The 24,541-nt window shown below is 36.0% G+C and carries 18 protein-coding genes and 2 tRNA genes; 6 read left to right on the top strand and 14 right to left on the bottom strand.

Annotation, left to right across the window (positions count from 1 at the left end):
• Positions 1–3: 3 nt before the first annotated feature.
• Positions 4–930 carry a homoserine kinase gene (locus SJY30_RS01580; protein ID WP_396633871.1) on the bottom strand — a complete coding sequence of 309 codons (927 nt, stop codon included), beginning with the start codon at positions 928–930 and terminating at the stop codon, positions 4–6.
• Between the two features lie 23 nt (positions 931–953).
• A complete protein-coding gene (gene thrA / locus SJY30_RS01585) occupies positions 954–3,395 on the bottom strand; it encodes a bifunctional aspartate kinase/homoserine dehydrogenase I (protein WP_396633872.1) in 2,442 nt (813 codons plus the stop codon).
• A gap of 268 nt (positions 3,396–3,663) precedes the next feature.
• Between thrA and SJY30_RS01590 the strand changes: the two genes are divergently transcribed.
• Positions 3,664–5,205, top strand: a complete 1,542-nt coding sequence (locus SJY30_RS01590; protein ID WP_396633873.1) for an NAD(P)H-hydrate dehydratase — start codon at positions 3,664–3,666, stop codon at positions 5,203–5,205.
• A gap of 12 nt (positions 5,206–5,217) precedes the next feature.
• Here SJY30_RS01590 and SJY30_RS01595 read toward each other — a convergent pair whose 3' ends face one another.
• Positions 5,218–5,616, bottom strand: a complete 399-nt coding sequence (locus SJY30_RS01595; RefSeq protein WP_036155664.1) for a hypothetical protein — start codon at positions 5,614–5,616, stop codon at positions 5,218–5,220.
• A 206-nt stretch (positions 5,617–5,822) separates the two neighbouring features.
• Positions 5,823–8,375: an ATP-dependent Clp protease ATP-binding subunit gene (locus SJY30_RS01600; protein WP_396633874.1), complete on the bottom strand. Its 2,553-nt coding sequence runs from the start codon at positions 8,373–8,375 to the stop codon at positions 5,823–5,825.
• A gap of 259 nt (positions 8,376–8,634) precedes the next feature.
• On the opposite strand from SJY30_RS01600, the gene gyrA reads away from it, so the two are divergent.
• Both gyrA and SJY30_RS01610 read left to right on the top strand, forming a co-directional pair.
• Positions 8,635–11,193 (top strand): DNA gyrase subunit A, encoded by a 2,559-nt coding sequence (gene gyrA / locus SJY30_RS01605; protein ID WP_396633875.1) that lies wholly within the window; start codon positions 8,635–8,637, stop codon positions 11,191–11,193.
• A gap of 40 nt (positions 11,194–11,233) precedes the next feature.
• The gene (locus tag SJY30_RS01610; protein ID WP_396633876.1) at positions 11,234–12,496 is read left to right on the top strand and encodes a tetratricopeptide repeat protein; all 1,263 of its coding nucleotides are present in this window, start codon (positions 11,234–11,236) and stop codon (positions 12,494–12,496) included.
• A 47-nt stretch (positions 12,497–12,543) separates the two neighbouring features.
• Here the strand turns inward: SJY30_RS01610 and SJY30_RS01615 are convergent, their stop codons facing one another.
• Both SJY30_RS01615 and SJY30_RS01620 read right to left on the bottom strand, forming a co-directional pair.
• Positions 12,544–13,296, bottom strand: a complete 753-nt coding sequence (locus tag SJY30_RS01615; RefSeq protein WP_396633877.1) for an NlpC/P60 family protein — start codon at positions 13,294–13,296, stop codon at positions 12,544–12,546.
• Positions 13,297–13,313: 17 nt separating this feature from the next.
• Positions 13,314–14,489 (bottom strand): acetyl-CoA C-acyltransferase, encoded by a 1,176-nt coding sequence (locus SJY30_RS01620; RefSeq protein ID WP_396633878.1) that lies wholly within the window; start codon positions 14,487–14,489, stop codon positions 13,314–13,316.
• A 121-nt stretch (positions 14,490–14,610) separates the two neighbouring features.
• Between SJY30_RS01620 and SJY30_RS01625 the strand changes: the two genes are divergently transcribed.
• The 3 genes from SJY30_RS01625 (at position 14,611) to SJY30_RS01635 (ending at position 16,965) form a co-directional block, all read left to right on the top strand.
• A complete protein-coding gene (locus tag SJY30_RS01625) occupies positions 14,611–16,647 on the top strand; it encodes an HD family phosphohydrolase (protein ID WP_396633879.1) in 2,037 nt (678 codons plus the stop codon).
• A 112-nt stretch (positions 16,648–16,759) separates the two neighbouring features.
• Positions 16,760–16,848: transfer RNA gene (locus tag SJY30_RS01630), tRNA-Ser, on the top strand.
• 39 nt (positions 16,849–16,887) lie between these two features.
• Positions 16,888–16,965 (top strand) — tRNA-Pro (locus SJY30_RS01635).
• A 252-nt stretch (positions 16,966–17,217) separates the two neighbouring features.
• Here the strand turns inward: SJY30_RS01635 and SJY30_RS01640 are convergent.
• The 8 genes from SJY30_RS01640 to SJY30_RS01675 all read right to left on the bottom strand — a co-directional run bounded on the left by SJY30_RS01640 (position 17,218) and on the right by SJY30_RS01675 (position 24,537).
• On the bottom strand, positions 17,218–19,038 hold the full coding sequence (locus SJY30_RS01640) for an AMP-dependent synthetase/ligase (protein ID WP_396633880.1): 1,821 nt from the start codon (positions 19,036–19,038) through the stop codon (positions 17,218–17,220).
• Positions 19,039–19,118: 80 nt separating this feature from the next.
• Entirely contained in the window at positions 19,119–19,583 is a 465-nt protein-coding gene (locus SJY30_RS01645; protein ID WP_396633881.1) for a MaoC family dehydratase, read from the bottom strand.
• 4 nt (positions 19,584–19,587) lie between these two features.
• Positions 19,588–20,325: a 3-oxoacyl-ACP reductase FabG gene (fabG, locus tag SJY30_RS01650; protein ID WP_396633882.1), complete on the bottom strand. Its 738-nt coding sequence runs from the start codon at positions 20,323–20,325 to the stop codon at positions 19,588–19,590.
• Positions 20,326–20,403: 78 nt separating this feature from the next.
• Positions 20,404–21,378 carry an NADPH:quinone oxidoreductase family protein gene (locus SJY30_RS01655; protein WP_396633883.1) on the bottom strand — a complete coding sequence of 325 codons (975 nt, stop codon included), beginning with the start codon at positions 21,376–21,378 and terminating at the stop codon, positions 20,404–20,406.
• Between the two features lie 111 nt (positions 21,379–21,489).
• On the bottom strand, positions 21,490–22,494 hold the full coding sequence (locus tag SJY30_RS01660) for an NADP-dependent oxidoreductase (protein WP_396633884.1): 1,005 nt from the start codon (positions 22,492–22,494) through the stop codon (positions 21,490–21,492).
• 73 nt (positions 22,495–22,567) lie between these two features.
• The gene (locus SJY30_RS01665) at positions 22,568–23,338 is read right to left on the bottom strand and encodes an enoyl-CoA hydratase/isomerase family protein (RefSeq protein ID WP_396633885.1); all 771 of its coding nucleotides are present in this window, start codon (positions 23,336–23,338) and stop codon (positions 22,568–22,570) included.
• Positions 23,339–23,343: 5 nt separating this feature from the next.
• Entirely contained in the window at positions 23,344–24,099 is a 756-nt protein-coding gene (locus SJY30_RS01670) for an SDR family NAD(P)-dependent oxidoreductase (protein WP_396633886.1), read from the bottom strand.
• 54 nt (positions 24,100–24,153) lie between these two features.
• A complete protein-coding gene (locus SJY30_RS01675) occupies positions 24,154–24,537 on the bottom strand; it encodes a hypothetical protein (RefSeq protein WP_396633887.1) in 384 nt (127 codons plus the stop codon).
• Positions 24,538–24,541 lie beyond the last annotated feature (4 nt).

A 24,541-nucleotide genomic window follows, 5' to 3' on the forward strand; every position in this document is an offset into this window, starting at 1 on the left:
AACTTATAATAGTTTAACACCTTCCATATTAATTTTTGATACGTGTATTTCGTAAGCAATACCGATTTTATCGTAAACGGTTTTCATTGCATCACCAACTTTTATAGCTGTTTCGTTTCCTTTGCTAAACGCAAAAATTGATGGTCCAGATCCTGAGATGCCAGAGCCTAAAGCACCGGCTTCTAAAGAAACTTTTTTAACTTCATCAAAACCGGGAATTAAGATAGAACGGATGGGTTCTACAATATAGTCTTCTAAAGAACGACCAATTAAGTCGTAATCTTCTTTGAACAACCCTGCAACCAAGCCACCTACATTACCCCATTGTTTAATTCCGGTTTCCATAGAAATAGTAGTTTTTAAAATCTTTCTAGAATCTGAAGTTTTTATTTCTATTTGCGGATGAATTATGGTTACATATAATTCTGATGGTGCGGGAATGTCAATCACGTCTAACGGACTATAGCTACGTACAAGTGTAAAACCACCGAATAGGGCAGGGGCTACATTATCTGCATGAGCAACATCACTGGCCAAACGTTCACCTTCCATGGCAAATTTCACCAGTTCGGTCTTACTAAATGGATTTCCCAATAAATGGTTCATTGCCCATACGGCACCTGCAGAACTAGCGGCACTACTACCAATACCACTGCCTGGTTTTATTTTTTTATCTATTTCAATTTCAAATCCCCCATCATAATCAGACGCCAATAAAAAAGCGTTTCCGGCTACACCAGCTACGTTGTTTAAAGTTTCTTTTGGTAGATCTTGCCCGGTAAGTTTAGTAATGAAAATACCTTTTTTAGATACTTTTCTAACGACCATGTCATCACCGACCGAGTCTAGGGCAACACCTAGAACATCAAATCCGCACGAAACATTTGCAACCGTTGCTGGGCAAAAAACTTTAATTTCATTCTGGTTCATAATGAATATATTATTTATGAAATTTAGAAATTACCAATACGTATGATATCCGCAAATATACCTGAAGCCGTTACAGCTGCACCAGCACCAGCACCTTTAATGATCATTGGCTGGTCTGGGTATCTTTCAGTATAGAATAAAACAATATTATCGCTACCCTCTAGGTTGTAAAAATCGTGTCCCCTAGGTATTTCCTGTAAACCAACACTAGCCTTGCCATTATCAAATTGAGCAACATATTTCAATTTGCTATCTGCATTTTTTGCGCTGGTAAATAGAGATTGAAAATGAGCTTCGTTTTGTATTAAAGAAGCAAAGAACTCATTATTATTAGCTGTGTTTAAACTTTCTTCAGGTAAGAATGGATTGTTGGTAATGTCGCTGATTTCTAATTGATTTCCACTCTCACGAGCTAAAATTAATATTTTACGCATTACGTCAACTCCACTTAAATCAATTTTTGGATCAGGTTCCGTATACCCCTCTTCCTGAGCTTGTTTTACCACATCATGAAAGGTAGTTTTGTCATTGAAGTTATTGAAAACAAAGTTCAAGCTACCAGATAATACAGCCTGAATTTTCAATATTTTATCTCCTGATGCAATCAGATGTTTTAACGTATCAATAATTGGTAAACCGGCGCCAACATTAGTTTCGAATAAGAATGGCGCGTTATAAGTTCTTGCCAATGATTTAAGATTTGAATAGTTCTCGTAGGCAGAAGAACATGCAATTTTATTACAAGTAACTACTGATATGCTATTACCTAAATATTCGCTATATGTTTTGGAAACCTCTTCACTTGCTGTGTTATCAACGAAGATGCTATTTCTATAATTTAAACTATTTACTAATTCTAAAAACTTGACCTTATCGGCTTTTTCACCTTCGGCAAGTTTGGCTGACCAATCATTTAAGTCTATTCCTTTTTCATCAAAAAGCATAGTTCTAGAATTAGACATACCAATTACTCGAATATTCAATTTTAAATTCTCTTTCAAGAATTTACGTTGCTCTTTAATTTGCTCTAAAAATTTAGCTCCAACATTACCAACACCCATTACAAATAGGTTTAATTGCTTAATGTTTTCTTCAAAAAACTCTTCGTGCAATGCATTTAGTGCTTTTTTTACATCCTTTTCATCTATTATACACGAAATGTTTCTTTCAGATGCACCCTGCGCAATGACTCTAATATTTACATTGTTTTTACCAAGAGTGCTGAACATTTTACCGCTCAATCCTTGATGGCTTTTCATGTTATCACCAACTAGCGCAACAATGGCTAAATCTTTTTCAGGAATTACTTCTTTTATGCGACCTCTTTCAATTTCATATTCAAAGGCTTCATTTACTATGTGTACTGCATTTTCAACATCGTCCGCAGATATGGCTACACAAATGGAATGTTCAGAAGAAGCCTGTGTAATTAATACGACACTAATATCCGCTTGTGAAAGTACTTCAAAAAAACGTTTAGAAATCCCTGGTATTCCTACCATTCCTGGTCCTTCTAAAGATAACAAGGCAATATTGCCAATATGGCTTATTCCACGAACGGTCTTTCCTTTTTCGTTTTTAGATTTTGTAATTAATGTTCCTGCTTCATCAGGACTAAAGGTGTTCTTAATAACAATGGATATGCCTTTAGATAATACGGGCTGTATTGTAGGTGGGTAAAGTACTTTAGCGCCAAAATGAGAAAGTTCCATTGCTTCCTCATAAGAAATATGTGGTATAGCTTTGGCTTGTTTCACCATTTTTGGATTGGCAGTGTACATTCCGCTTACATCTGTCCAAATTTCTAGAACATCCGCATCAATGGCGGCAGCATAAATTGCAGCAGTATAGTCAGATCCACCTCTGCCTAGTGTAGTAGAAATTCCTTCTTCAGAAGTAGCTATAAATCCAGGGCAAACAGTTATTTTTTTATTTGAAACTTTAAAATAATCTACGCAGTTAGCATTGGTTTTTGCAAAATTGACCACATTTTTACCGTTAAGCTTATGCGTGATTATAAGCTCTCTACTATCTTTAAACTCAGTATCCAGTTTTTCACTTATTAGATATTCGCTAATAATATATGAAGATAGAAGTTCGCCGTAGCTAACTATTTTGTCAGATAATTTCGGAGTTATTTCTCCGATAAAAAAGGCGCCTTCTAAAAGAGTTTCCAATACATTGAACTCGCTTTTTACTTTGCTAAGTACCTTGCTTTGTGCTGTAACCGGCATAAGCTCTTTAATGGTAGAAAGATGTCTTTCTTCTAATGTGCTTAGAATCTTTTTATAGGATTCATCTTGGACAGAAGCTAAGGATCCAGCCTCTAGTAAAAGATCCGTTACACCACCTAATGCAGAAACAACCAGAATTATAGGGTCGTTGTACTTAGAGATGATATTTTTAATTTTAATTATATTTTCAGGTTTGGCTACAGATGAACCACCAAATTTTAGAACTTTCATGATATGAAATATTGACTTTGTAATTTAAGATATGGTGTAATTAAACACGGGTACGGAGATATATAGTATTTAACCCCTAAGGGTGAAACAAGCCGTAGTTGTACCATAAGTAATAGTAGCTGAAGTGAAATCGAATGTTATGTCTGTTTTATAGCAGTCCATAAATACTAATGGTTGAAAATCAAAAGTAGTACATTTGATAACTTAAACAAATCATTCCACAATTTTTTACGGAATAGTTATTTTTTAGATATAAATACAATAAAGAATGAAATTATATAGCGCAAAACAGATTTATAAAGCAGATCAGATTTCTATTAAAAAAGAGGAAATAGAAAGTAATGAGTTAATGGAACGTGCTGCTTTACAACTCTTCAATTGGATGCATTTACGTATGCAAGGAGCTCCCGTTAAAATACATTTATTCTGTGGAATTGGTAATAATGGGGGTGATGGTATTGCCCTTGCCAGGCATCTAGTAGACCATGGTTATAATGTAGAAGTATACGTTATAAATTACAGTGAAAAGCGATCAAAAGATTTTCTGATAAATTTAGATAGATTGAAAGATCGTAAGGTATGGCCTCATTTTATGAATTGTGATGATGAGCTACCAGAAATTGGCAGGGAGGATATTATTGTAGACGGAATTTTTGGAATTGGATTAAATAGAACACCAGACGCTTGGGTGACAAAAGTAATTCAGTATTTAAATAATTCTCAAGCTTTTATTCTATCTATTGATATTCCGTCAGGATTATTTACAGATAAAGGTCCCGAAGATTTTGAATCTATAATAAAGTCAAATTATGTATTAAGTTTTCAAACTCCAAAATTGGTGTTCTTTTTACCGGAAACAGGTAGGTATATTGAACAATGGGAGGTTTTGGATATAGGTTTGGACCCAGAATATCTAAGAGTTACGGAAACCGATTATGAATTAATAGGTAAAAATGAAGTGCTAACTTTATATAAATCTAGAGAAAAATATGGTCATAAAGGTACTTACGGACATTCATTACTAATTGGTGGTAGTTATGGTAAAATGGGTTCCGTATGTCTTTCATCTAAAGCGGCATTGTATTCAGGTAGCGGTCTTGTAACGTCATATGTTCCAAAAATAGGATATAACATTTTACAAACCTCATTGCCTGAAATAATGGTTTTAACGGATACGGATGAAAATGAACTCACGGATATTAAGTTTGATTTAGAGCCGTCAGTTATAGGAGTAGGTGTTGGTATTGGGACAAGTGAACCTACAGTGAAAGCCTTATCTAATTTTTTAAAAGGTAATAAGGCATCATTAGTAATAGATGCGGATGCGCTAAATATTCTTTCTCAGAATAAAGAGTTATTAAAAGATTTACCTGAAGATGCTATATTAACTCCGCATCCAAAAGAGCTAGAACGATTAATTGGAAAATGGAAAGACGACTTTGAAAAATTAACCAAGGTCAAAAAGTTTTCAAAAAAATATAAGTGTATAATAGTTATTAAAGGTGCACATACCATTGTGGTTCAGAATTACAAAGGTTATGTAAATACAACCGGAAACCCCGGTATGGCTACTGCAGGAAGTGGCGATGTCTTAACAGGTGTGATTACAGGTCTAAGAGCTCAGGGTTATCCTGCTTTAGATGCTGCAATATTTGGAGTCTACTTGCATGGTAGAGCCGGTGATATTGCTGTAGAATCTACAGGTTTTCAATCTTTAACAGCTTCTCATCTTATAGATAATATTGCTGGTGCATATTTGGATTTATTTAAAATACCTGAACAACCTGTAGTGGAGGAAGAAAATCAATAAAATTGATTCTTATTAAGAATTAACTCTTCTTTTAACCCATTTTAATGCATTGTCAAATTCAATGAAAAACTTCATTGGTTTTTTATAAAACAGTTTTTCAATCTTAAAGTTATGCATATCTATCTCTTTTACTGATACGATTGCAAAAGCTTTAAGGTTGTCTAATTGCTTAAGGTAGTTATATATAGTAGGGTCTATGGCAAAAGAATTTTTACGTAAACTTATAAAACCAAAGTTTCTGTCTCTAAAATGAATTTCAGATATACCGATAATCTGATACGCTCTTTCTAAAGTTAGTGTAGCTCCCTCGTCAAAGATGGATACCATATAATTATCATAAACTTGAATTTTTCCGGTTTCTAATTCGTACTCCCGCACAATTACCTTTTTCTTGGTAGATCCTAACTTCATTCTTCTTGTATTATATAGTGTGTCTGAAGCGAAAGTAAAAGGAACTGCATTTTCTGGGTAAATTTTTAGTTTAAACGCGAAAATATCGTTCATACTGCGTATACCTACCAATCAGTGTATTTGTATTCTTACAATTGAGATTGAATTGTACGAAAAAGGAGCCCTACAGAGGGCTCCTTATATATATGATAGTAAAGTAAGAATACCTATGGTTTAGGTGATTCTTCCTCTGCTTTTTCAATTTTTATAGTCAATTCTTCACTTTTCTTATCAAGATCGATATAAATACTATCTCCTTCTTTAAGTTTTGAATTCACTATTTCTTCCGCAAGTGCATCTTCAATATATTTTTGAATTGCTCTTTTTAGCGGTCTAGCTCCATACTGTTTGTCAAAGCCTTTCTCTGCAATATAATCCTTAGCTTCGTCAGTAAGGTTCAAGTGATAACCAATATTCTTGATTCTCTTGAATAACTTCGCTAATTCAATATCAATGATCTTGTGAATATCTTCTCTTTCAAGAGCGTTGAAAACAATTACATCATCAATTCTATTTAAGAATTCAGGAGCAAAAGCTTTTTTCAGAGCATTTTCAATAACACCTTTTTGATGTGCATCTTCTTGTGACTTTTTGGCAGCCGTACCAAAACCGACACCTTGACCAAAGTCTTTTAACTGTCTAGCGCCAATATTAGAAGTCATTATAATAATGGTATTTCTAAAATCGATTTTACGACCAAGACTATCTGTTAAGAAACCATCATCCAATACTTGTAACAACATATTGAATACATCTGGATGCGCTTTCTCAACTTCATCAAGCAGAATTACAGAGTAAGGTTTTCTTCTAACTTTCTCAGTTAATTGACCACCTTCTTCGTAACCAACATATCCTGGAGGTGCACCAACTAATCTAGAGATGGCGAATTTCTCCATATACTCACTCATATCTATACGAATAAGTGCGTCTTCAGAATCAAAAAGTTCTTTAGCCAAAACTTTTGCCAATTGTGTTTTACCAACACCTGTTTGACCTAAAAAGATAAACGAACCAATTGGCTTGTTTGGATCTTTAAGTCCGGCTCTATTACGTTGTATCGCTTTAGAAACCTTGGCAACCGCATCATCTTGACCAATAACGTTAGATTTAATAAGTTCAGGTAAACCTGCCAACTTATTACTTTCTGTTTGTGCAATTCTATTTACAGGAATTCCACTCATCATAGAAACAACATCTGCAACATTGTCTTCACTAACGGTCTCTTTGTTAAGCTTGCTGTCATCTTCCCAGCGCTCTTGAGCGATGGCAAGTTCCTTTTCTAGACTTTTTTCGTCATCACGAAGCTTTGCGGCTTCTTCATATTTCTGCTTTTTAACAACACTGTTCTTAAGCTCACGTACATCTTCTAATTTCTTTTCCAATTCAAGAATTTGTTTTGGAACATCCATATTTACAATGTGTACACGAGAACCAGCTTCATCTAAAGCATCAATAGCTTTGTCCGGTAAAAAACGATCAGTCATGTATCTATTGGTCAACTTAACACAAGCTTCAATAGCTTCATCAGTGTAGGTTACATTATGGTGATCTTCGTATTTACCTTTTATATTGTGTAGAATTTCAATGGTCTCATCAACTGAAGTTGGTTCAACGATAACTTTTTGAAAACGTCTTTCTAAAGCACCGTCCTTTTCAATATACTGTCTGTATTCATCTAGGGTAGTGGCGCCAATACATTGAATTTCACCTCTAGCTAATGCTGGTTTAAACATATTGGAAGCATCTAAACTTCCGGTAGCTCCACCTGCACCTACAATAGTATGAATTTCATCAATGAATAAAATAACGTCATCATTCTTTTCTAGTTCGTTCATTACTGCTTTCATGCGCTCTTCAAACTGTCCGCGGTATTTTGTACCGGCAACTAAAGAAGCAAGATCAAGTGTAACAACTCTTTTATTATAAAGAATTCTAGAAACTTTTTTATCTATAATTCTTAAGGCAAGACCTTCTGCAATGGCACTTTTACCCACGCCAGGCTCACCTATAAGTAATGGGTTGTTCTTTTTTCTTCTACTAAGAATTTGAGAAACCCTTTCTATTTCTTTTTCTCTACCAACAACTGGGTCCAATTTATTTTCCTCAGCCATTTGGGTAAGGTCTCTACCAAAATTATCTAATACGGGGGTTTTAGATTTCTTGGTACCTTTTTGACTAGAAGATGCACCGAAAGTACTTTCTTTACCTTCGTTCGTATCTTCAGAATCACTAGGGAAAGATTCGGCCGTTGGGCCGTCTACCATATCGTCATCGCTTGTAATCATAAATTTAAACTGTTCCTTAACTCCGTCATAATCCACCTTTAGTTTATGTAAAAGCTTCGTAGTAGGGTCATTTTCATTTCGAAGGATACAAAGTAAAAGGTGTGCTGTATTTATAGAAGAACTTTGAAAAAGTTTAGCTTCTAGAAATGTGGTTTTCAATGCACGCTCTGCCTGCCTTGTTAGGTGCAGATTCTTTTTATCTTTTTGTACGCCACTGGCGTTAGGGTTAGAAGGACTAAGTATTTCTACTTTTCTACGTAGGTGTTCCAGATCAACTTCCAAAGCATCTAAAATGCTTATAGCCTTCCCGTTTCCATCTCTAAGAAGCCCTAGCATGAGGTGCTCGGTACCGATAAAATCGTGACCAAGTCGCAATGCTTCCTCCTTGCTATAAGCAATTACATCCTTAACTCTTGGGGAAAAATTATCATCCATATACTATATTATCTACTATAAAATTACTAAATATGATTCAATCAATGGCAAATACCGTACCTATAATCGTTAAAGTTATTGTAAAACCCATTAAATGTGGCTTTAATAGTGTCCAAATACTGATAAAAAGTAAAAATTAACATAACTATGCCAAGTGTTAATAAAAAATAATATTATTAAATCCACTTATTCTTAAAACGCTCAGGATTTAAGTATATTGGCATGCTTTTTTACTAATTAAAAAACAGAAGATTTTAAAATGGCTGACGGTGAAAAATTGATTCCCATTAATATTGAAGAGGAAATGAAATCTGCCTACATTGATTACTCAATGTCGGTCATTGTGTCACGAGCCCTGCCAGATGTCAGGGATGGATTAAAACCCGTACACAGAAGAGTTCTTTTCGGAATGCATGAATTAGGAGTTAGAAGTAATAGCTCACATAAAAAATCTGCACGTATTGTTGGGGAGGTTTTAGGTAAGTATCACCCACATGGTGATACTTCGGTATATGATGCCATGGTGCGTATGGCTCAAGAATGGAGTTTGCGTTACATGTTGGTAGATGGTCAAGGTAACTTTGGTTCTGTTGATGGTGATAGCCCTGCGGCAATGCGTTATACGGAAGCCCGTATGCGTAAGATTGCAGACGATATGCTAATTGACATAGAAAAGGAAACCGTAGATTATCAATTGAATTTTGATGACTCTTTAAAAGAACCGACGGTTCTGCCTACAAGGGTGCCAAGTTTGTTGGTGAACGGTGCATCTGGTATTGCTGTAGGTATGGCGACCAATATGCCACCACATAACTTATCTGAGGTAATAGATGGTACGGTTGCGTATATAGATAATAACGATATTGAGATAGATGAGCTTATAACACATATTAAAGCACCGGATTTTCCAACTGGTGGTACTATTTATGGTTATGATGGTGTAAAAGAAGCTTTTCATACAGGAAGAGGACGTGTAAAAATGCGTGCAAAAGCAACTTTTGAAGAAGTTCAAGGTCGCGAATGTATTGTTGTTACCGAAATTCCTTATCAGGTCAATAAGGCAGACATGATTAAGAAAACTGCCGATCTTGTCAATGATAAAAAATTGGAAGGTATTGCCAATATTAGAGATGAATCCGATAGAAACGGTATGCGTATCGTTTACATCTTAAAGAGGGATGCTATTCCTAATATTGTGTTGAACATGCTGTTTAAATATACGGCATTACAAACATCTTTTAGTGTCAATAACATTGCATTGGTCAATGGAAGACCTCAATTGTTGAATGTCAAGGAAATGATTCATTATTTCGTTGAGCATAGACATGAGGTTGTCGTTAGGCGTACGCAGTTCGAATTAAAGAAGGCTGAAGATCGTGCTCATATCTTAGAGGGTTTAATTATTGCATCAGATAATATCGATGAGGTAATTGCTATAATAAGAGCCTCTAAAAACGCTGATGAAGCAAGGGCAAATTTAATAGAACGTTTCAAATTAAGTGAAATTCAAGCGAAGGCAATCGTAGAGATGAGACTTCGTCAACTTACTGGTCTGGAGCAAGATAAGTTAAGAAGCGAATATGATGAAATCATGCTTCTTATTGCAGATTTAAAAGATATTCTTGATAAGAAGGAGCGTAGAATGGACATCATTAAAGATGAGCTTCTTGAGATTAAAGGTAAATATGGAGATGAAAGAAGGTCTGTAATTAACATTGCAGGTGGTGATCTTAGCATGGAAGATATGATTCCAGATGAGCAAGTGGTTATTACTATTTCTCATGCGGGTTACATTAAAAGAACTCCTTTAAGTGAATACAAAACACAAAATAGAGGTGGGGTTGGTCAAAAAGCATCTTCTACAAGAAATGAAGATTTCTTAGAGCATTTATTTGTAGGTACCAATCACCAATATATGCTGTTCTTTACTCAGAAAGGCAAATGTTTCTGGATGCGTGTGTTTGAAATTCCGGAAGGAAGTAGAACATCAAAAGGACGTGCAATTCAGAACCTTATAAATATTGAACAAGATGATAGTGTAAAAGCTTTTATTTGTACACAAGATTTAAAGGACGAAGAGTACATCAATGCGCACTATGTTATTATGGCTACTAAGAAAGGTGTTGTTAAGAAAACATCTTTAGAGCAATATTCAAGACCACGTCAAAATGGTATAAATGCCATTACCGTTCGTGAAGGAGATGAATTGTTAGAGGCTAAATTAACTACAGGTTCTAGTGAGATTTTCTTAGGACTTAAATCTGGTAAAGCAATTCGTTTCGAAGAAAGTAAAACCCGACCAATGGGTAGAAATGCTTCTGGTGTTCGTGGTATTACTTTAGCAAATGACGAGGATGAGGTAATCGGTATGGTTTCCGTTCATAATTTTGAAGATGAAATATTAGTTGTTTCGGAAAAAGGTTATGGTAAGCGATCAAGTATTGATGATTATAGAGTTACCAATAGAGGAGGTAAAGGAGTTAAGACTATTAGTGTAACCGATAAAACGGGCGGACTAGTAGCAATTAAAAACGTTACCGATTCTGACGATTTAATGATTATCAATAAATCTGGAATTGCAATACGTATGAGCGTAGAAGATTTACGTGTAATGGGTAGAGCAACACAGGGCGTTAGGTTGATTAACATTAAGGGTAACGACTCTATTGCTGCAGTAGCGAAGGTTATGAAGGATGAGGATGATTTAGAAGAAGCTGAAATACTTGATATAGAGGTAAATGCTGAAGATGGCACGGAGATTGATACTTCTGATTCCGAAGAAAGTACAGACACGGATAGTCCTGAAACTGAAGGGTAACATTGTTTAAAAGTAAACACTAATAATTAATATATTAAAAATGAAGAATAGATTATTACTTGTAGCGGCACTGACATTTACAATGGTCGGTTTTGCTCAAAAAAATGAAATAAAGGCTGCTGAAAAGGCATTGAAAGGTGGTGATGCTGCAACTGCACAAACAGCTTTGGAAGCTGCTTCAGGTACTATTGCTGCTGCCGATCAAAAAACACAAGCACAGTATTATTTTACAAGAGGTAAGATATATAACGACTTAGCTAAAAAAGGAAACAATGAGGCATTCGAAAAAGCTGCTAATTCTTTCAAAAAAGTAGTTGAGATCGAAGAAGCTTCCGGTAAGCAGAAATATACTTCAGAAACTAACCAATACATGGCTGCATTGACTGCTGATCTTGTTAATTCTGCAGTAAGTGACAATAGCAATAGCAAATTTAAAGAAGCTGCCGAGAAATTGTACATGAGCTACACGCTTAGTCCAAGAGATACATCTTACTTATACTATGCGGCAGGTAGTGCTGTAAACGGTGGGCATTATGAAATGGCATTGGACTATTATAACAAGCTTCAAGAAGTTGGTTATGATGGTGGTGGTATGGTCTACAAGGCTACAAACGCTGCTTCTGGTGAAGTTGAAGAAATGGATAAAGTTCAGCGTGATCTAATGGTTAAGTCTGGTACTTATTCTAATCCTGTAGATGAAAAAACACCATCTAAAAAAGCTGAAATCGTTAAAAATACTGCTTTGATCTACACGCAATTAGGTCAAGATGAGAAAGCTTTAGAGGCTTATCAAGCAGCAAGAAAAAACGATCCAGAAGATGTAAACCTTATTTTGAACGAAGCTAACTTGTATTTCAATCAAGGGAATAAGGATAAGTTTAAAGAATTGATGGCTCAAGCAATTGCATTGGCTCCTGATAATCCAGATTTACACTATAACGTTGGTGTAATTAGCATGGAGCAAGAGAATTATGAAGATGCTCGTGTATCTTATAAAAAAGCTATTGAGTTGAACCCTGAGTATACTAATGCTTACTTAAACCTTTCTACTACTTATGTAAACGAAGGTAACAAGTTAATTGATGAAATGAATTCTTTAGGTAACTCTAGAGCTGACATTGCAAGATATGATGAGTTAAAAGAAAAGAAAGATGGTTTGTTTAAGCAAGGTGCAGATGTATTGGAAGATGCGTTAAAGAGCAATCCAGAAAATGAAAATGTTATGACTCAGCTTAAAAATATTTATGGAGCAATGGGTGATAATGAGAATTTCATGAAAATGAAGAAGATGTTAGGGGAGTAATAATAAGCTCACCATTAAAATTAAAGGCCCTTTTAAAGGGCCTTTTTTTATACAATCTTTTTAATAACCCTTAATTGGTGGGTGTATGTTCTAAGATCGTTATTGTATATGCCGGTGTGATCTAAACGGTCAATTCTAACTTTTCCGTTCACATGAATTACATAATTATTTTTCATAATAATACCTACATGGTCAATTTCCCCCAGAGCATTATCAAAAAAAGCTAGGTCTCCTTCCTCACTTTCTTCTACAAAACTTAAGGCTGTACCTTGTTTAGATTGACTCTCTGCAGTTCTTAAAAGATGGTGTCCGTTTATTTTGTACACCATTTGTGTAAAGCCCGCACTGTCAATACCAAAAGGAGATTTTCCTCCTTTTAATTCGGGTGAGTTTAAATAAAGCAATGCTATTTTTACAAGGTTCTCTTTTGTTTGTGCTTTGTCGATAAGTTTACCATTAAAATGGTGAGGTAACGACTGAGTATCGGGTATACAAGATCCAATTAATATCGGTGTTAAAATATGATTAGCATCTTCTACAAACGATATTAATTCGGATACATGATTTATCACTTTGTTAGTCTCAATGTCATTAAACTCATCTTCAGATATAAAAGTCAATTGACTGTTCGTTATCCAACCTTCACATTTGTCGGCAACGGTCTTTATTCTAGACCATTTTTTTCTGCATTCGAGAACCTTATAATGTTCACCGAACAAAAGTTGGGTGATCAGTTCAGATGCCTCGTCTGGAGTACTTCTTACAGGAACAATGCTTAATTGACAAATACCGTATTGCATATACAAATTTTATGCGCCTATGCTTTTTCAACAATTATAGCTGAAGCACCTCCACCACCGTTACATATTGCGGCAGCACCTAGTTTAGCATTATTTTGTTCCAATACATTTAATAATGTAATTAAGATTCGTGCACCAGAGCATCCTAATGGATGTCCTAAAGAAACAGCGCCTCCGTTTACATTTACATTTTTGTCGTCTAGACCTAATATTTTCATATTGGCAAGCCCAACTACAGAGAAAGCTTCGTTAAATTCAAAGAAATCAATCTCTTCTAATTTTAGATTAGCTTTTGCTAAAGCTTTTGGTAATGCTTTTGCAGGAGCTGTAGTAAACCACTCAGGTTCATGAGCTGCATCAGCATAACTTTTGATTACAGCTAGTGGTATTAATTTTAACTCTTCCGCTTTTTCTTTGTTCATTAAAATCAATGCAGCAGCACCATCATTAATTGTAGAAGCGTTGGCAGCGGTTACCGTTCCGTCTTTTGAAAATGCAGGTCTTAAATTCGGAATCTTCTCAATATAAACATTGCTGAATTCTTCGTCTTTGGTAACCATTTTAGGTTCTCCACGTCTTTGTGGTACAGCTACAGGTATAACTTCATTGTCAAATTTTCCGTTTTCCCAGGCGTCTGCAGATCTTTTGTACGATTGTATGGCATAAGCATCTTGATCTTCTCTACTGAATTCATATTCGGTAGCGCAAGCATCAGCACAAACACCCATGGCATTCTCATCATACGCATCTACAAGACCGTCTTTTTGCATTCCGTCAATCAACGAAGAAGGTCCAAATTTAGTGCCGGTTCTCATATGAACATAATGTGGTATTAAGCTCATATTTTCCATGCCGCCTGCAACAATAATATCGGCATCGCCTAAAGCAATTGCTTGTGCACCCTGCATTACCGATTTCATACCAGAGGCACAAACTTTATTTATAGTTGTACAAGGAACGGTGTTTGGTATACCGGCAAATATAGCAGCTTGTCTAGCAGGTGCTTGACCTGTACCGGCTTGCACTACATTTCCCATTATTACTTCATCTACCAATGTAGGTGAAAGGTTGATTTTTTTCAATGCGCCTTCAATAGCAATTGCGCCTAGTTTTGGAGCGGCAACTGTTGATAATCCACCCATGAAACTACCTATTGGAGTTCTTACGGCTGATACGATAACGACTTCTTTCATGTTTTCAATTATTTGATTACACGAAATTACTAAATTCTATAGCAACCCAAGGGATATCGTTTCAATTACTAGTTATCAGTTTATAATTTTCTATTTTTGAAGAACCTAATACAATTTTCTTTTGGATAATCTTTACAAACAGCAATCGCTCATATTCAAGTATATACTCTATTTTGTAGCAGTTGCATTTATTGTGTTTTTCTTGCCTAAGGGAGGGAAGTTCAAATACGAATTTCAAAAAGGGAAACCTTGGCAGTTTGAAAATCTATATGCTCCGTTTGATTTTTCAATTCAAAAAACCGATGCGGAAATTGAAAAAGAAAAACAGGTTATTGAAAGTAATCAGTTGCCATATTATAGATATGATCAGGCTGAGGTAAGCAATGTTGCAAAAGAATTTGAACAAAAATTTGAAAATAAATGGGGTAGGGCTGCACTTGGTGATAATCAAAAATCGCGTTTAAAATACTTTTCTAAAGTGGTCTTAGATTCGGTGTACGCCAAGGGAATTTTACAAAATAATGGTAAGCAAGTTCAGCGGAATTATATTTATTTGGTTAAAGATAATGAAGCTAGAAAAGTTAGGGTTTCAGATTTCTATAGGGTAAACGAAATCAACAACTTGGTAAGTAAAGTTCTAGCAGAGAATAATTTAGCTGCTTTTGAAAAAGACACTCAGGCATTATTTTTTGATATTATTGCCCCCAATGTAAGTTTTGATAATAGTCTCACCCAAAAAGCTAGGGCAGAAGCTTTATCTAAATTATCATATACAAGGGGAACAGTAGATCAAGGAAGGTTGATCATTGCTAAAGGAGAAGTTGTAGAGGCAGAAAACCTTAAGATATTAGAGTCGTTAAAATCTGAATACGAATCTGAGTTATGGACGGCAAACAACTATTATTATATATTGATAGGGTATACTGTTTTGGTTGCACTAGTGCTTATTATGTTGTTTTTGTTTTTGAAAAAATACCGCAGAACCGTTTACGATAATAATGTAAAGGTCACTTTTATATTTTTCAATATTTTATTGATGGTATTTATTACCACTATGGTTATTAAGTACAATGATCAATTAGTGTTTGTTGTGCCGTTATGTATACTTCCGCTGATTTTAAAAACTTTTTTCGATGCTAGGTTAGGCTTGTTTGTACATGTATTGACCATACTGATTTTAGGTTTTGTAGTACCCAACAGTTTTGAGTATATATTTCTGCAGATTATTACAGGTATCGTTACAATTTTGACGGTATCTGAGCTGTATAAAAGAGCAAACCTATTTGTTAGTGTTGGTCAAATAACATTGATTTATATTATTGGATATTTAGCTTTTCATACCATACACGAAGGAGACTTAAGTGATATTGAATGGTACACATTGGGGCTTTTTCTGTTAAATGGTATGATTACCCTTTTTGTACAGCCCTTGATATATATCTATGAAAAAGTTTTCGGGCTGGTGTCAGATGTGTCCTTATTGGAGTTGTCAGATACCAATTCTAAGCTTTTAAAGGAATTATCTAACAAAGCACCAGGAACTTTTCATCATTCGTTACAGGTCGCCAATTTGGCTGAAGCAGCTGCTAATGAAATTGGAGCAAATGCTATGTTGGTTAGGGTAGGAGCATTATACCATGATATTGGTAAAATGAACGATCCTACTTACTTTACGGAGAACCAGGTGACGAATGTGAATCCGCATGATGAGCTTAGTCCTAAAGACAGTGCGCGTATTATAATAGATCATGTCATAAAGGGAATAGAGATAGCCAGAAAGAACAATATACCTGATCGTATTATAGATTTTATACGTTCTCACCATGGTACCACATTGGTATTTTATTTCTACATGAAACAGAAAGAATTAGAAGAAGATGTAAATGAAGAGGATTTTAGGTATCCTGGTCCGTTGCCATTCTCTAGAGAGACTGCAATATTAATGATGGCAGATTCTGTAGAAGCGGCATCAAAGAGTTTAAAGAATCCTACTTTTTTAATTATTGATGAGTTTGTAGATAAAATAATTTCGGGTCAAATGAAAGCAAATCAATTTTTGAATGCAGACATTACGTTCAAAGAAATAGAAACAATCAAGAAAATATTCAAACAAAAGCTCATAAATATTTATCATTTGCGAGTGGAATATCCTGAGTAACAGGGATGTATTTTTTTATTGAAAAAAAACATTAAAAATAGTTGTGTATAATCAGTAATACTTACTACATTTGCATCCGCTATTTAGAGCAACAGTTCATTGAAGAATTACTGGAGAGGTGCCTGAGTGGCCGAAAGGAGCGGTTTGCTAAATCGTCGTAGGTGGAAACATTTACCCAGGGTTCGAATCCCTGTCTCTCCGCAACAATATGTTGAGAGACATATTTTTTGATAACCAATTCGGGGTGTAGCGTAGCCCGGTTATCGCGCCGCGTTTGGGACGCGGAGGTCGCAGGTTCGAATCCTGCCACCCCGACCAATTTTAATTACCCTCGTAAATCATTTGATTTGCGAGGGTTTTTTCATTTTAAGGATGTTTGTTGTATTATTTGAAAAGTAAGCGCAGATATCTGTTAATACAGCTTAAGTACAGACGGTTAAACGCTTAAATTATAACTGACATTGCCAATTGAATAATAGAGATTATAAAAATCCGATAAAGATTAGCGTAGTTCATGTAAATCAAGAACTATAAATTTTCTGTAACGAAGGTTGATTCTTTGTTTTTCTATTATTCAGCATATATATCCATAATCTCAGCGCTAAACTTCTCTCTTATGACCCTACGCTTTAATTTAAGGGTAGGTGTCAATTCTGCAGCTGCACCATCTGCATGTACTGGTAGCCATTCTTGAGAAATAAGTTTAAACTTCTTAATTTGTTCTACGTGGCTAAATTCAGGGTTGTATCTATCAATTATTTTTTGATATCGCTTTAGTACCTTGGGGTGCTTTGCTATTTCATCTAAACTGGTCCAAGGAATATCCTTTTTATGGCAATAGCTTTTCAATGCTTCTACAGCAGGCACTATTAAAGCAGAGACAAATTTTTGTTTATCACCAATAACCATCATTTGTTCTACCAAGAACTCTTCTTTTATTCTATTTTCAATAGGTGCCGGTGCAACGTATTTACCGCCAGAAGTTTTAAGTAATTCTTTCTTTCTGTCAGTGATTTTTAAGAATTCTAGTCCCGTTGATCCTTTTACAAGCATACCGATATCACCTGTACGAAAATATCTTTTGCCATCGATTTGGCAGAAAACTTGAGCATTTACCTCTGGTTTTTTATAGTAGCCCATCATTACACTAGGACCGTGGGCTAAAATCTCACCTTCACCTTCTCTGTAATCCCCGCCATCTTGGTCAATCACAATATCGACTCCATCAATAAGTGGACCTGCAGAGCCTAATAAGGCACCGCCCGGCTCCATAGTATTTACACTTAATGTCGGTGAGGTTTCCGTGAGTCCGTAACCTTCACGAATAGGAATTTTTGCTGCGCAGAAAACACGCATTATTTTAATTGGACAAGGCGCAGCACCTGTAATTACTGCTTTTAAATTTCCTCCAAGTGCTTCTCGCCATTTTGAGAAAATGAGTTTATCGGCAATTTTCCATTTCAATTTAGCGCCAAAAGATAAAGTTTGGTTCAATTCATAATCATCTGTTAATGCCAAAGCCCAAAAGAAGAGCTTCTTTTTTACGCCGTCTAAGGCTAGCCCTTTATTATAAATGGCTTCGTATATCTTTTCTAATAATCTTGGAACGGTTGTGAAGGTAACGGGTTTAACCGCAGCTAAATCTCCATTGGGTCCGCTTAAATTATCGGTGCCTGCAAAAAAGATTTGAGCGCTTTTATAGTAATATACTAAAGAAACTGTACGCTCATATATATGGCATAATGGTAAAAAACTTAATACATTTTCACCGGGTTTCGCCTGTAAATGTGTAGTTGTACTTTTTACTACGTGTAGTATATTTTTGTGTGACAACATTACCCCTTTAGGGTTTCCGGTGGTACCAGATGTATATATAATAGTAGCTAAATCTTCGCCAGTAATTTCTTTTTTGATTTTTTCAACTTCTACAAATAGGGAATCATTAAAAACATCTTGCCAGTAAGGTTTGTCGGTTTGCTTGTCAAATGTATAGATCTGCTTTAAAGTGGTTACATTTTTTTGTGATGCTTTTAATTTGGCGTACAAATCTCCGCCACCGCAAAAAGCTACTTTTACCTCGGCTTCGTTTAAAATATATTCATACTCGCCAACACTAATAGTAGGGTATAAGGGAATACTTATAATACCGGTCATTTGCATGGCAAAATCTAAAATCATCCATTCGGGTCTGTTTTTGTAAACTACCAACGCAACTTTGTCTCCTGGTTGTAGACCAAGGTGTAATAAGCCAGATGCCATATTTTCGGCAGCCTCTTTTACTTGCCGTGAGCTATACGATTGCCATTTTCCAGAGGCATCTCGACCATTTATGGAATTTTCTAATGGATGATTTTCAAGTTGATTGTATAAAAGGTCAAAGAGTCTGGTCATTGCTTCTGTTTGTTTTTGCTAGTTTAAAATACGAAAAATATTTAATAGATTTTATTTACATAACTATGATTATTAAGGGCTTATGAGAACATAAGGCTGATAAATTCTGCCACACAGGCTGGTTTTTCTGAACCTTCAATTTCAACGGTACAGTTCCATGTTACTTTTAATCCGGTATCGCCGTATGCTTCAATGTTGGCAATACTGCCTACTAATCGAATGCGGCTATCAACTAAAACGGGACTTGGAAACCGAACTTTATTCAATCCGTAATTAACCCCCATTTTAACTGACTTTACCGAAATAAGATCTTCTAACAATTTTGAAAGCATAGAAATCGACATAAAACCATGTGCCACAGGTTTTTTGAAAGGGGAGTGTTTGGTCGCTTTTTCAACATCTACATGAATCCATTGATGGTCTCCGGTAGCCTTTGCAAAGTCATTTATCATTTCTTGGGTAATTGTCAACCAATCACCTTCAGGAAGTGGTTTTCCCACTAGAGCTTTAAATGCCTCAAAATCTTCTATCTCTAATTTTGCCATACTATTATCTTGAAGTGCCACCATCTATGGTTAAACATGTTCCTGAAACAAACCGAGCTTCTTCAGATGCCAGGTATAGATATCCATAGGCAATATCAATGGGTTGTGCAACGGTCTTTAACGGGATACTTGCTTCTATAGCAGCAAAATGTTCTTTTGGTATTTTGGCAACCATATCTGTCATTGTGAAACCAGGCGCAATTGCATTGGCGGTAATTCCGTGTTTACCCAGTTCCATAGTCCATGTTTTTGACATAGCAATTACTCCTGCCTTTGTTGCGGCATAATTGGTTTGACCAAAATTGCCCCTTAACCCAACATTAGAAGCTGCACTTACTATTCTACCATATTTATTGGCTTTCATATAAGGTGCTGCGGCCTGGGTACATAAGAAGACACCTTTTAGATTTACGTTTACTACAGAATCAAATTCTTCTTCACTCATTTTTTCAAGAGTTTTATCTCTTGTGATCCCTGCGTTATTTATTAATATATCCAGTTTTCCGTGCTTTTCGTTTATAGATGCAAAAAGACTTTCAATAGCCGTTTTGTCGGTAACTGATACGGCGTAAAATTCTGCTTTACCGCCACTAGCGTTAATACCATCTGCTACGTTTTGCCCCTCTGTCAATAAATCAACTATGATTACGGTTGCACCTTCTTTAGCAAAAAGTTCTGATATCGCTTGTCCTATACCTCTAGAACCGCCTGTCACTACTGCTATTTTGTTTTCTAATCTCATGATGTTCTGTTTCGTTATTCTTATATTTTTAATAGAATTGTTATGTTAAGAATGCTTCGCTGTTTGGTACTTTCTCTTTCAGGTTTTAACAATCAATTTACCCTTCACTTTTCTATCGGTCATTTCTTCAAGTGCCGTGGCGGTATCTTTCAAATTATAAATGGCGTGGATATGTGGTTTTAGTTTACCTTCAGCATGCCATTTCATTAAAGCCATTGTATTTTGCATATTCGCTTTAGCATCTTTCATTGCAAAGGCGCCCCAAAAAACACCTACAATCGAAGCTTCTTTTAAAAGGGGAAGATTAAGCGGAATTTTAGGGATATCGCCTGCGGCAAACCCTACTACTAAATACCTGCCATTTCGTGCTATACCTCTAAAAGCGGCTTCTGAATATGTTCCGCCAACAGGGTCATATATAACATCTACACCTTTACCATCTGTTAATTCCTTTATAGAAGCTTTAAGGTCTTGTGTGGTGTAATTTATTATTTCATCGGCACCATATTTTTTACATAGAGCCAACTTGTCATCCGTTGAGGCTGCTGCAATAACTGTTGCACCCATAAGCTTTCCTACTTCAACAGCTGCCAAGCCTACACCACCAGAAGCGCCTAAAACCAAAAGTGTTTCTCCTTCTTTCAAATTACCTCTGTCTTTTAACGCATGATATGACGTACCGTAAGCCATCAAGAATGAAGCTGCAATAGGGAAATCCATTTGGGGAGGTTTTGGAAAGCATGCGTTAGAAGGTATCAGAACTTCTTCTGCCAAGCCACCATGTGCTACAAAACCAAATACTTCTTGACCCACTTTTAAATGCGAGACTCCCTCGCCAACTTCCTTAACGATGCCGGCTACATCACTACCCGGTGTAAAAGGCAATTCTGGTTTAAACTGATACAGACCTTGAATAATCAATGTATCGGGAAAATTTAATCCACATGCTTTTACTTCTACTAAAACTTCTTTTGCTTTCGGACTTAAATTATCGACTTCTTCTAGTGATAAAGAAGAAGGGGGACCAAATTTTTTACACCGTATTGCTTTCATACCTATTAAAATTCAAAATTTAAAAGTCAAACTCAACTACCAATTCAAATTCAAATTTCAGCTTTTGTCTTTCTGAAATTGATTTTTGTATTTGCTCTTGTATTTTATTATTTATTCCTCAATTATTTTCAACACCAATTTACCCATCTTGTCACCAGAGAAAAGCCGGCTATAGGTTTCGGGGAAATTTTCAATTCCCTCGTAGATGTCCTCTTTGCTTTTTAGTTTTCCTTGTGCCATCCAGCCACCTAAAATTTTAGCACCTTCAGCATATCTATCGGCATAATCAAAAACAACCATACCTGTCATGCTTGCTCTGTTTACTAATAAGGATAGGTAGTTGCTAGGGCCTTTCACTGCAGTTTTATTATTGTATTGTGATATGGCCCCACAAATAACTATTCTTGCGTTCATGCGCAATCTACCTAAGGCTATGTCAAGTATTTCGCCACCAACATTATCAAAATAGATATCTAAACCTTTAGGGCATTCTTCCTTCAATCGTTGTTTAACATCTTCATTTTTATAATCAATACAAGCGTCAAAACCTAGTTCGTCAACAACGTATTTGCATTTATCGGTACCGCCTGCAATCCCTACTACTTTACATCCCTTTATTTTTGCAACCTGCCCAACAATGCTACCAACGGCACCTGCTGCACCCGAAACTAAAACAATGTCACCTTCTTTTAATTTACCAACCTCTGTAATGCCAAAGTATGCGGTCATTCCAGGCATTCCTAAAGTGCCAATGTAAGTGGGTAATGGTGCCAGTTTTGGGTCTACTTTGTAATAGCCGTCTGCATTTGTAGCAATGTATTGTTGCACACCGGCATAACCGGCAACATAATCACCTACTTTGAATTCTGGGTGATTGTTAGCTTCTATTACCTGACCAACAGAACCCGCTCGCATTACCGACTTTATTTCCATAGGCGGTATGTATGATTTTGCTTCATTCATCCAACCGCGCATAGCAGGGTCAAGCGAGACATAATGTTGTTGTATCAATACTTCTCCTTCTTTTATTTTAGGGATAGGATTAGACACCAATGACCATGTAGAGGCATCTGCGTCTCCTGTTGGTCTTTTTACAAATAATAATTGTTTGTTCATGAGTTCGTTATTTTATGATCAATCTGATAAGAGTCAGAATCTGATTTACTTTTAATTTAAGAGTGTTGCTTGTTTATTTTTTTTTACTGGAAAAGCTTTCTACATAAGCTTTCATCTTTGCCCGTATTTCGGGTTTCCACCAAAGTTCTGCTGCTTCTTTTAGGGAGTTTTCTCCATTTGCATCTAATTTTTCAAGAAGATGTTTTCTGATTTTCGCTTTGGTATTTCTCCATATTTGCTGGTCTGCTTTCATGTAAAGGCGCATTTGCTTTTCAGCACGTTCCAAAACATTTTCTAACGGAACCAATTCATCTACCAAACCGGCAGAAAGCGCTTCTTTACCAGTTAACAATTTTCCCTCTAAAATATATCTGCTTGCTAATCCGTCACCCATCCAAAAGGCATAGACCTCTGTTAGGTTTTGACTAATCTGAATATTTACGGCAACCTCGTTGAGTCCTATAACATATTTTTCCCCATCTGCCATGTACCTATTATCACTGGCAACTGCTAAAACGCATCCTCCAGCAGGAGAATAACCGGTTATTGCAGATATAAGAGGTTTTTTAAATTGTACCAGTTCTAAATACAAACTACCAAAGGCGGAAAAGAAATCACTAATTTGATTTTTGTCATATTGAAATAGTTCAATTAAGTCTAGCCCTGCGGAAAAATAATGAGGTTGACCGGAAAGTATTACACCTTTTACCTGGTCATTTACAGCTATAGATTTGAAGGTTTCTCTCATTTCTGAAACCATTTCCGCATTAATGGCATTTACCTTTCCACGGTTCATTTGTACTATCGCGTACTCGTCTTTATATGTAATTTCTAATGTTTTCATAATTGTTATAAGGAAGTTCCTCCGTCTAGAGTTAATGTTTGTCCTGTCATAAATTTAGAATTATCAGAAGCCAGAAAACAAATGCCTTCTGCAATTTCATTGGCTTCACCAAATCTCTTCATAGGGATCATTCTTTTAAGCAAATCTCCCATGTCAGACCTAACGCTTAGCAGTTGATCCAATAGTGCAGAATGTGTGTAACCTGGGCAAACTGCGTTAATGCGAATATTTTTACTGCCATATTCCAAAGCTGCGGATTTCGTCATACCCACCACGGCGAATTTACTTGCACTGTAAGAAAGATTATTTCCGGAGGCTTTAAGCCCCGCTAAAGAAGCTACATTGACTATGTTGCCATGACCTTGCTTCGTCATTTGTTTAAGAGCTGCTTGCATGCAGTAAAAGACCCCTGTTTGGTTCACGGCAATAACATTATGCCAATCTTCATGTGTGTGCTCTGCAGTTTTTAATTGATGCTTGCCACCAATGCCGGCATTGTTTACAATAACATCAACACGGTCGTATTTTGATACTGTTTGAGATATTAGTTCTTCTACCTCTTCATATTTTGTGACATCGGTTTTTATGGCAAATGCTTTGCCACCGTTTTTTTTGATTTCTTCAGCAATTTTTTCGGCATTGTTCAAGTTGATGTCTGAAACCACTACGGTTGCTTTGCGTTCACCTAACAGTTTAGCTGCTGCTGCACCAATACCGCTTCCGGCACCAGTAATAATTACTACTTTATCTTCTAAATTCATTTATTCTATTTTAACCTTAGTATTCTAAGTGCTTATATTTTAAATCTCAAATTTTCAATGGCATTGAATTAATCTGGAATCCTGTAAAGACTGATCTCTTAAATGTGCGGGATAGCCTTTTGCTGTAATCATTTTTAAAAAATCAACCGGAGTTTTATATCTTATAAGTAATATTTTGTCCCATAAAATTTCGTCTTCTGGTCCAATCAATGTTCGTTGAGGTTTTCCCAAATAAAGAATTTCAGCGTTCGCTTTTTGAAAGTAGGGCATAGCCGCTTTCATATACTCTTTATAAGATTCTGCTCCAGATAATCCGGTTTCTGCAACCGTATCTTTAAATTTTAGCAAGTTCATCATCACCACAGGTTTATCAACAGGTAATAGCGAAAAGGCTTTTAACTGTTCTTGATTGATTTTATGATGCGATGTTGTTTTCAAATAT

The organism is Maribacter sp. R86514 (assembly GCF_044597005.1).
In the GTDB taxonomy this organism is placed as follows: domain Bacteria; phylum Bacteroidota; class Bacteroidia; order Flavobacteriales; family Flavobacteriaceae; genus Maribacter.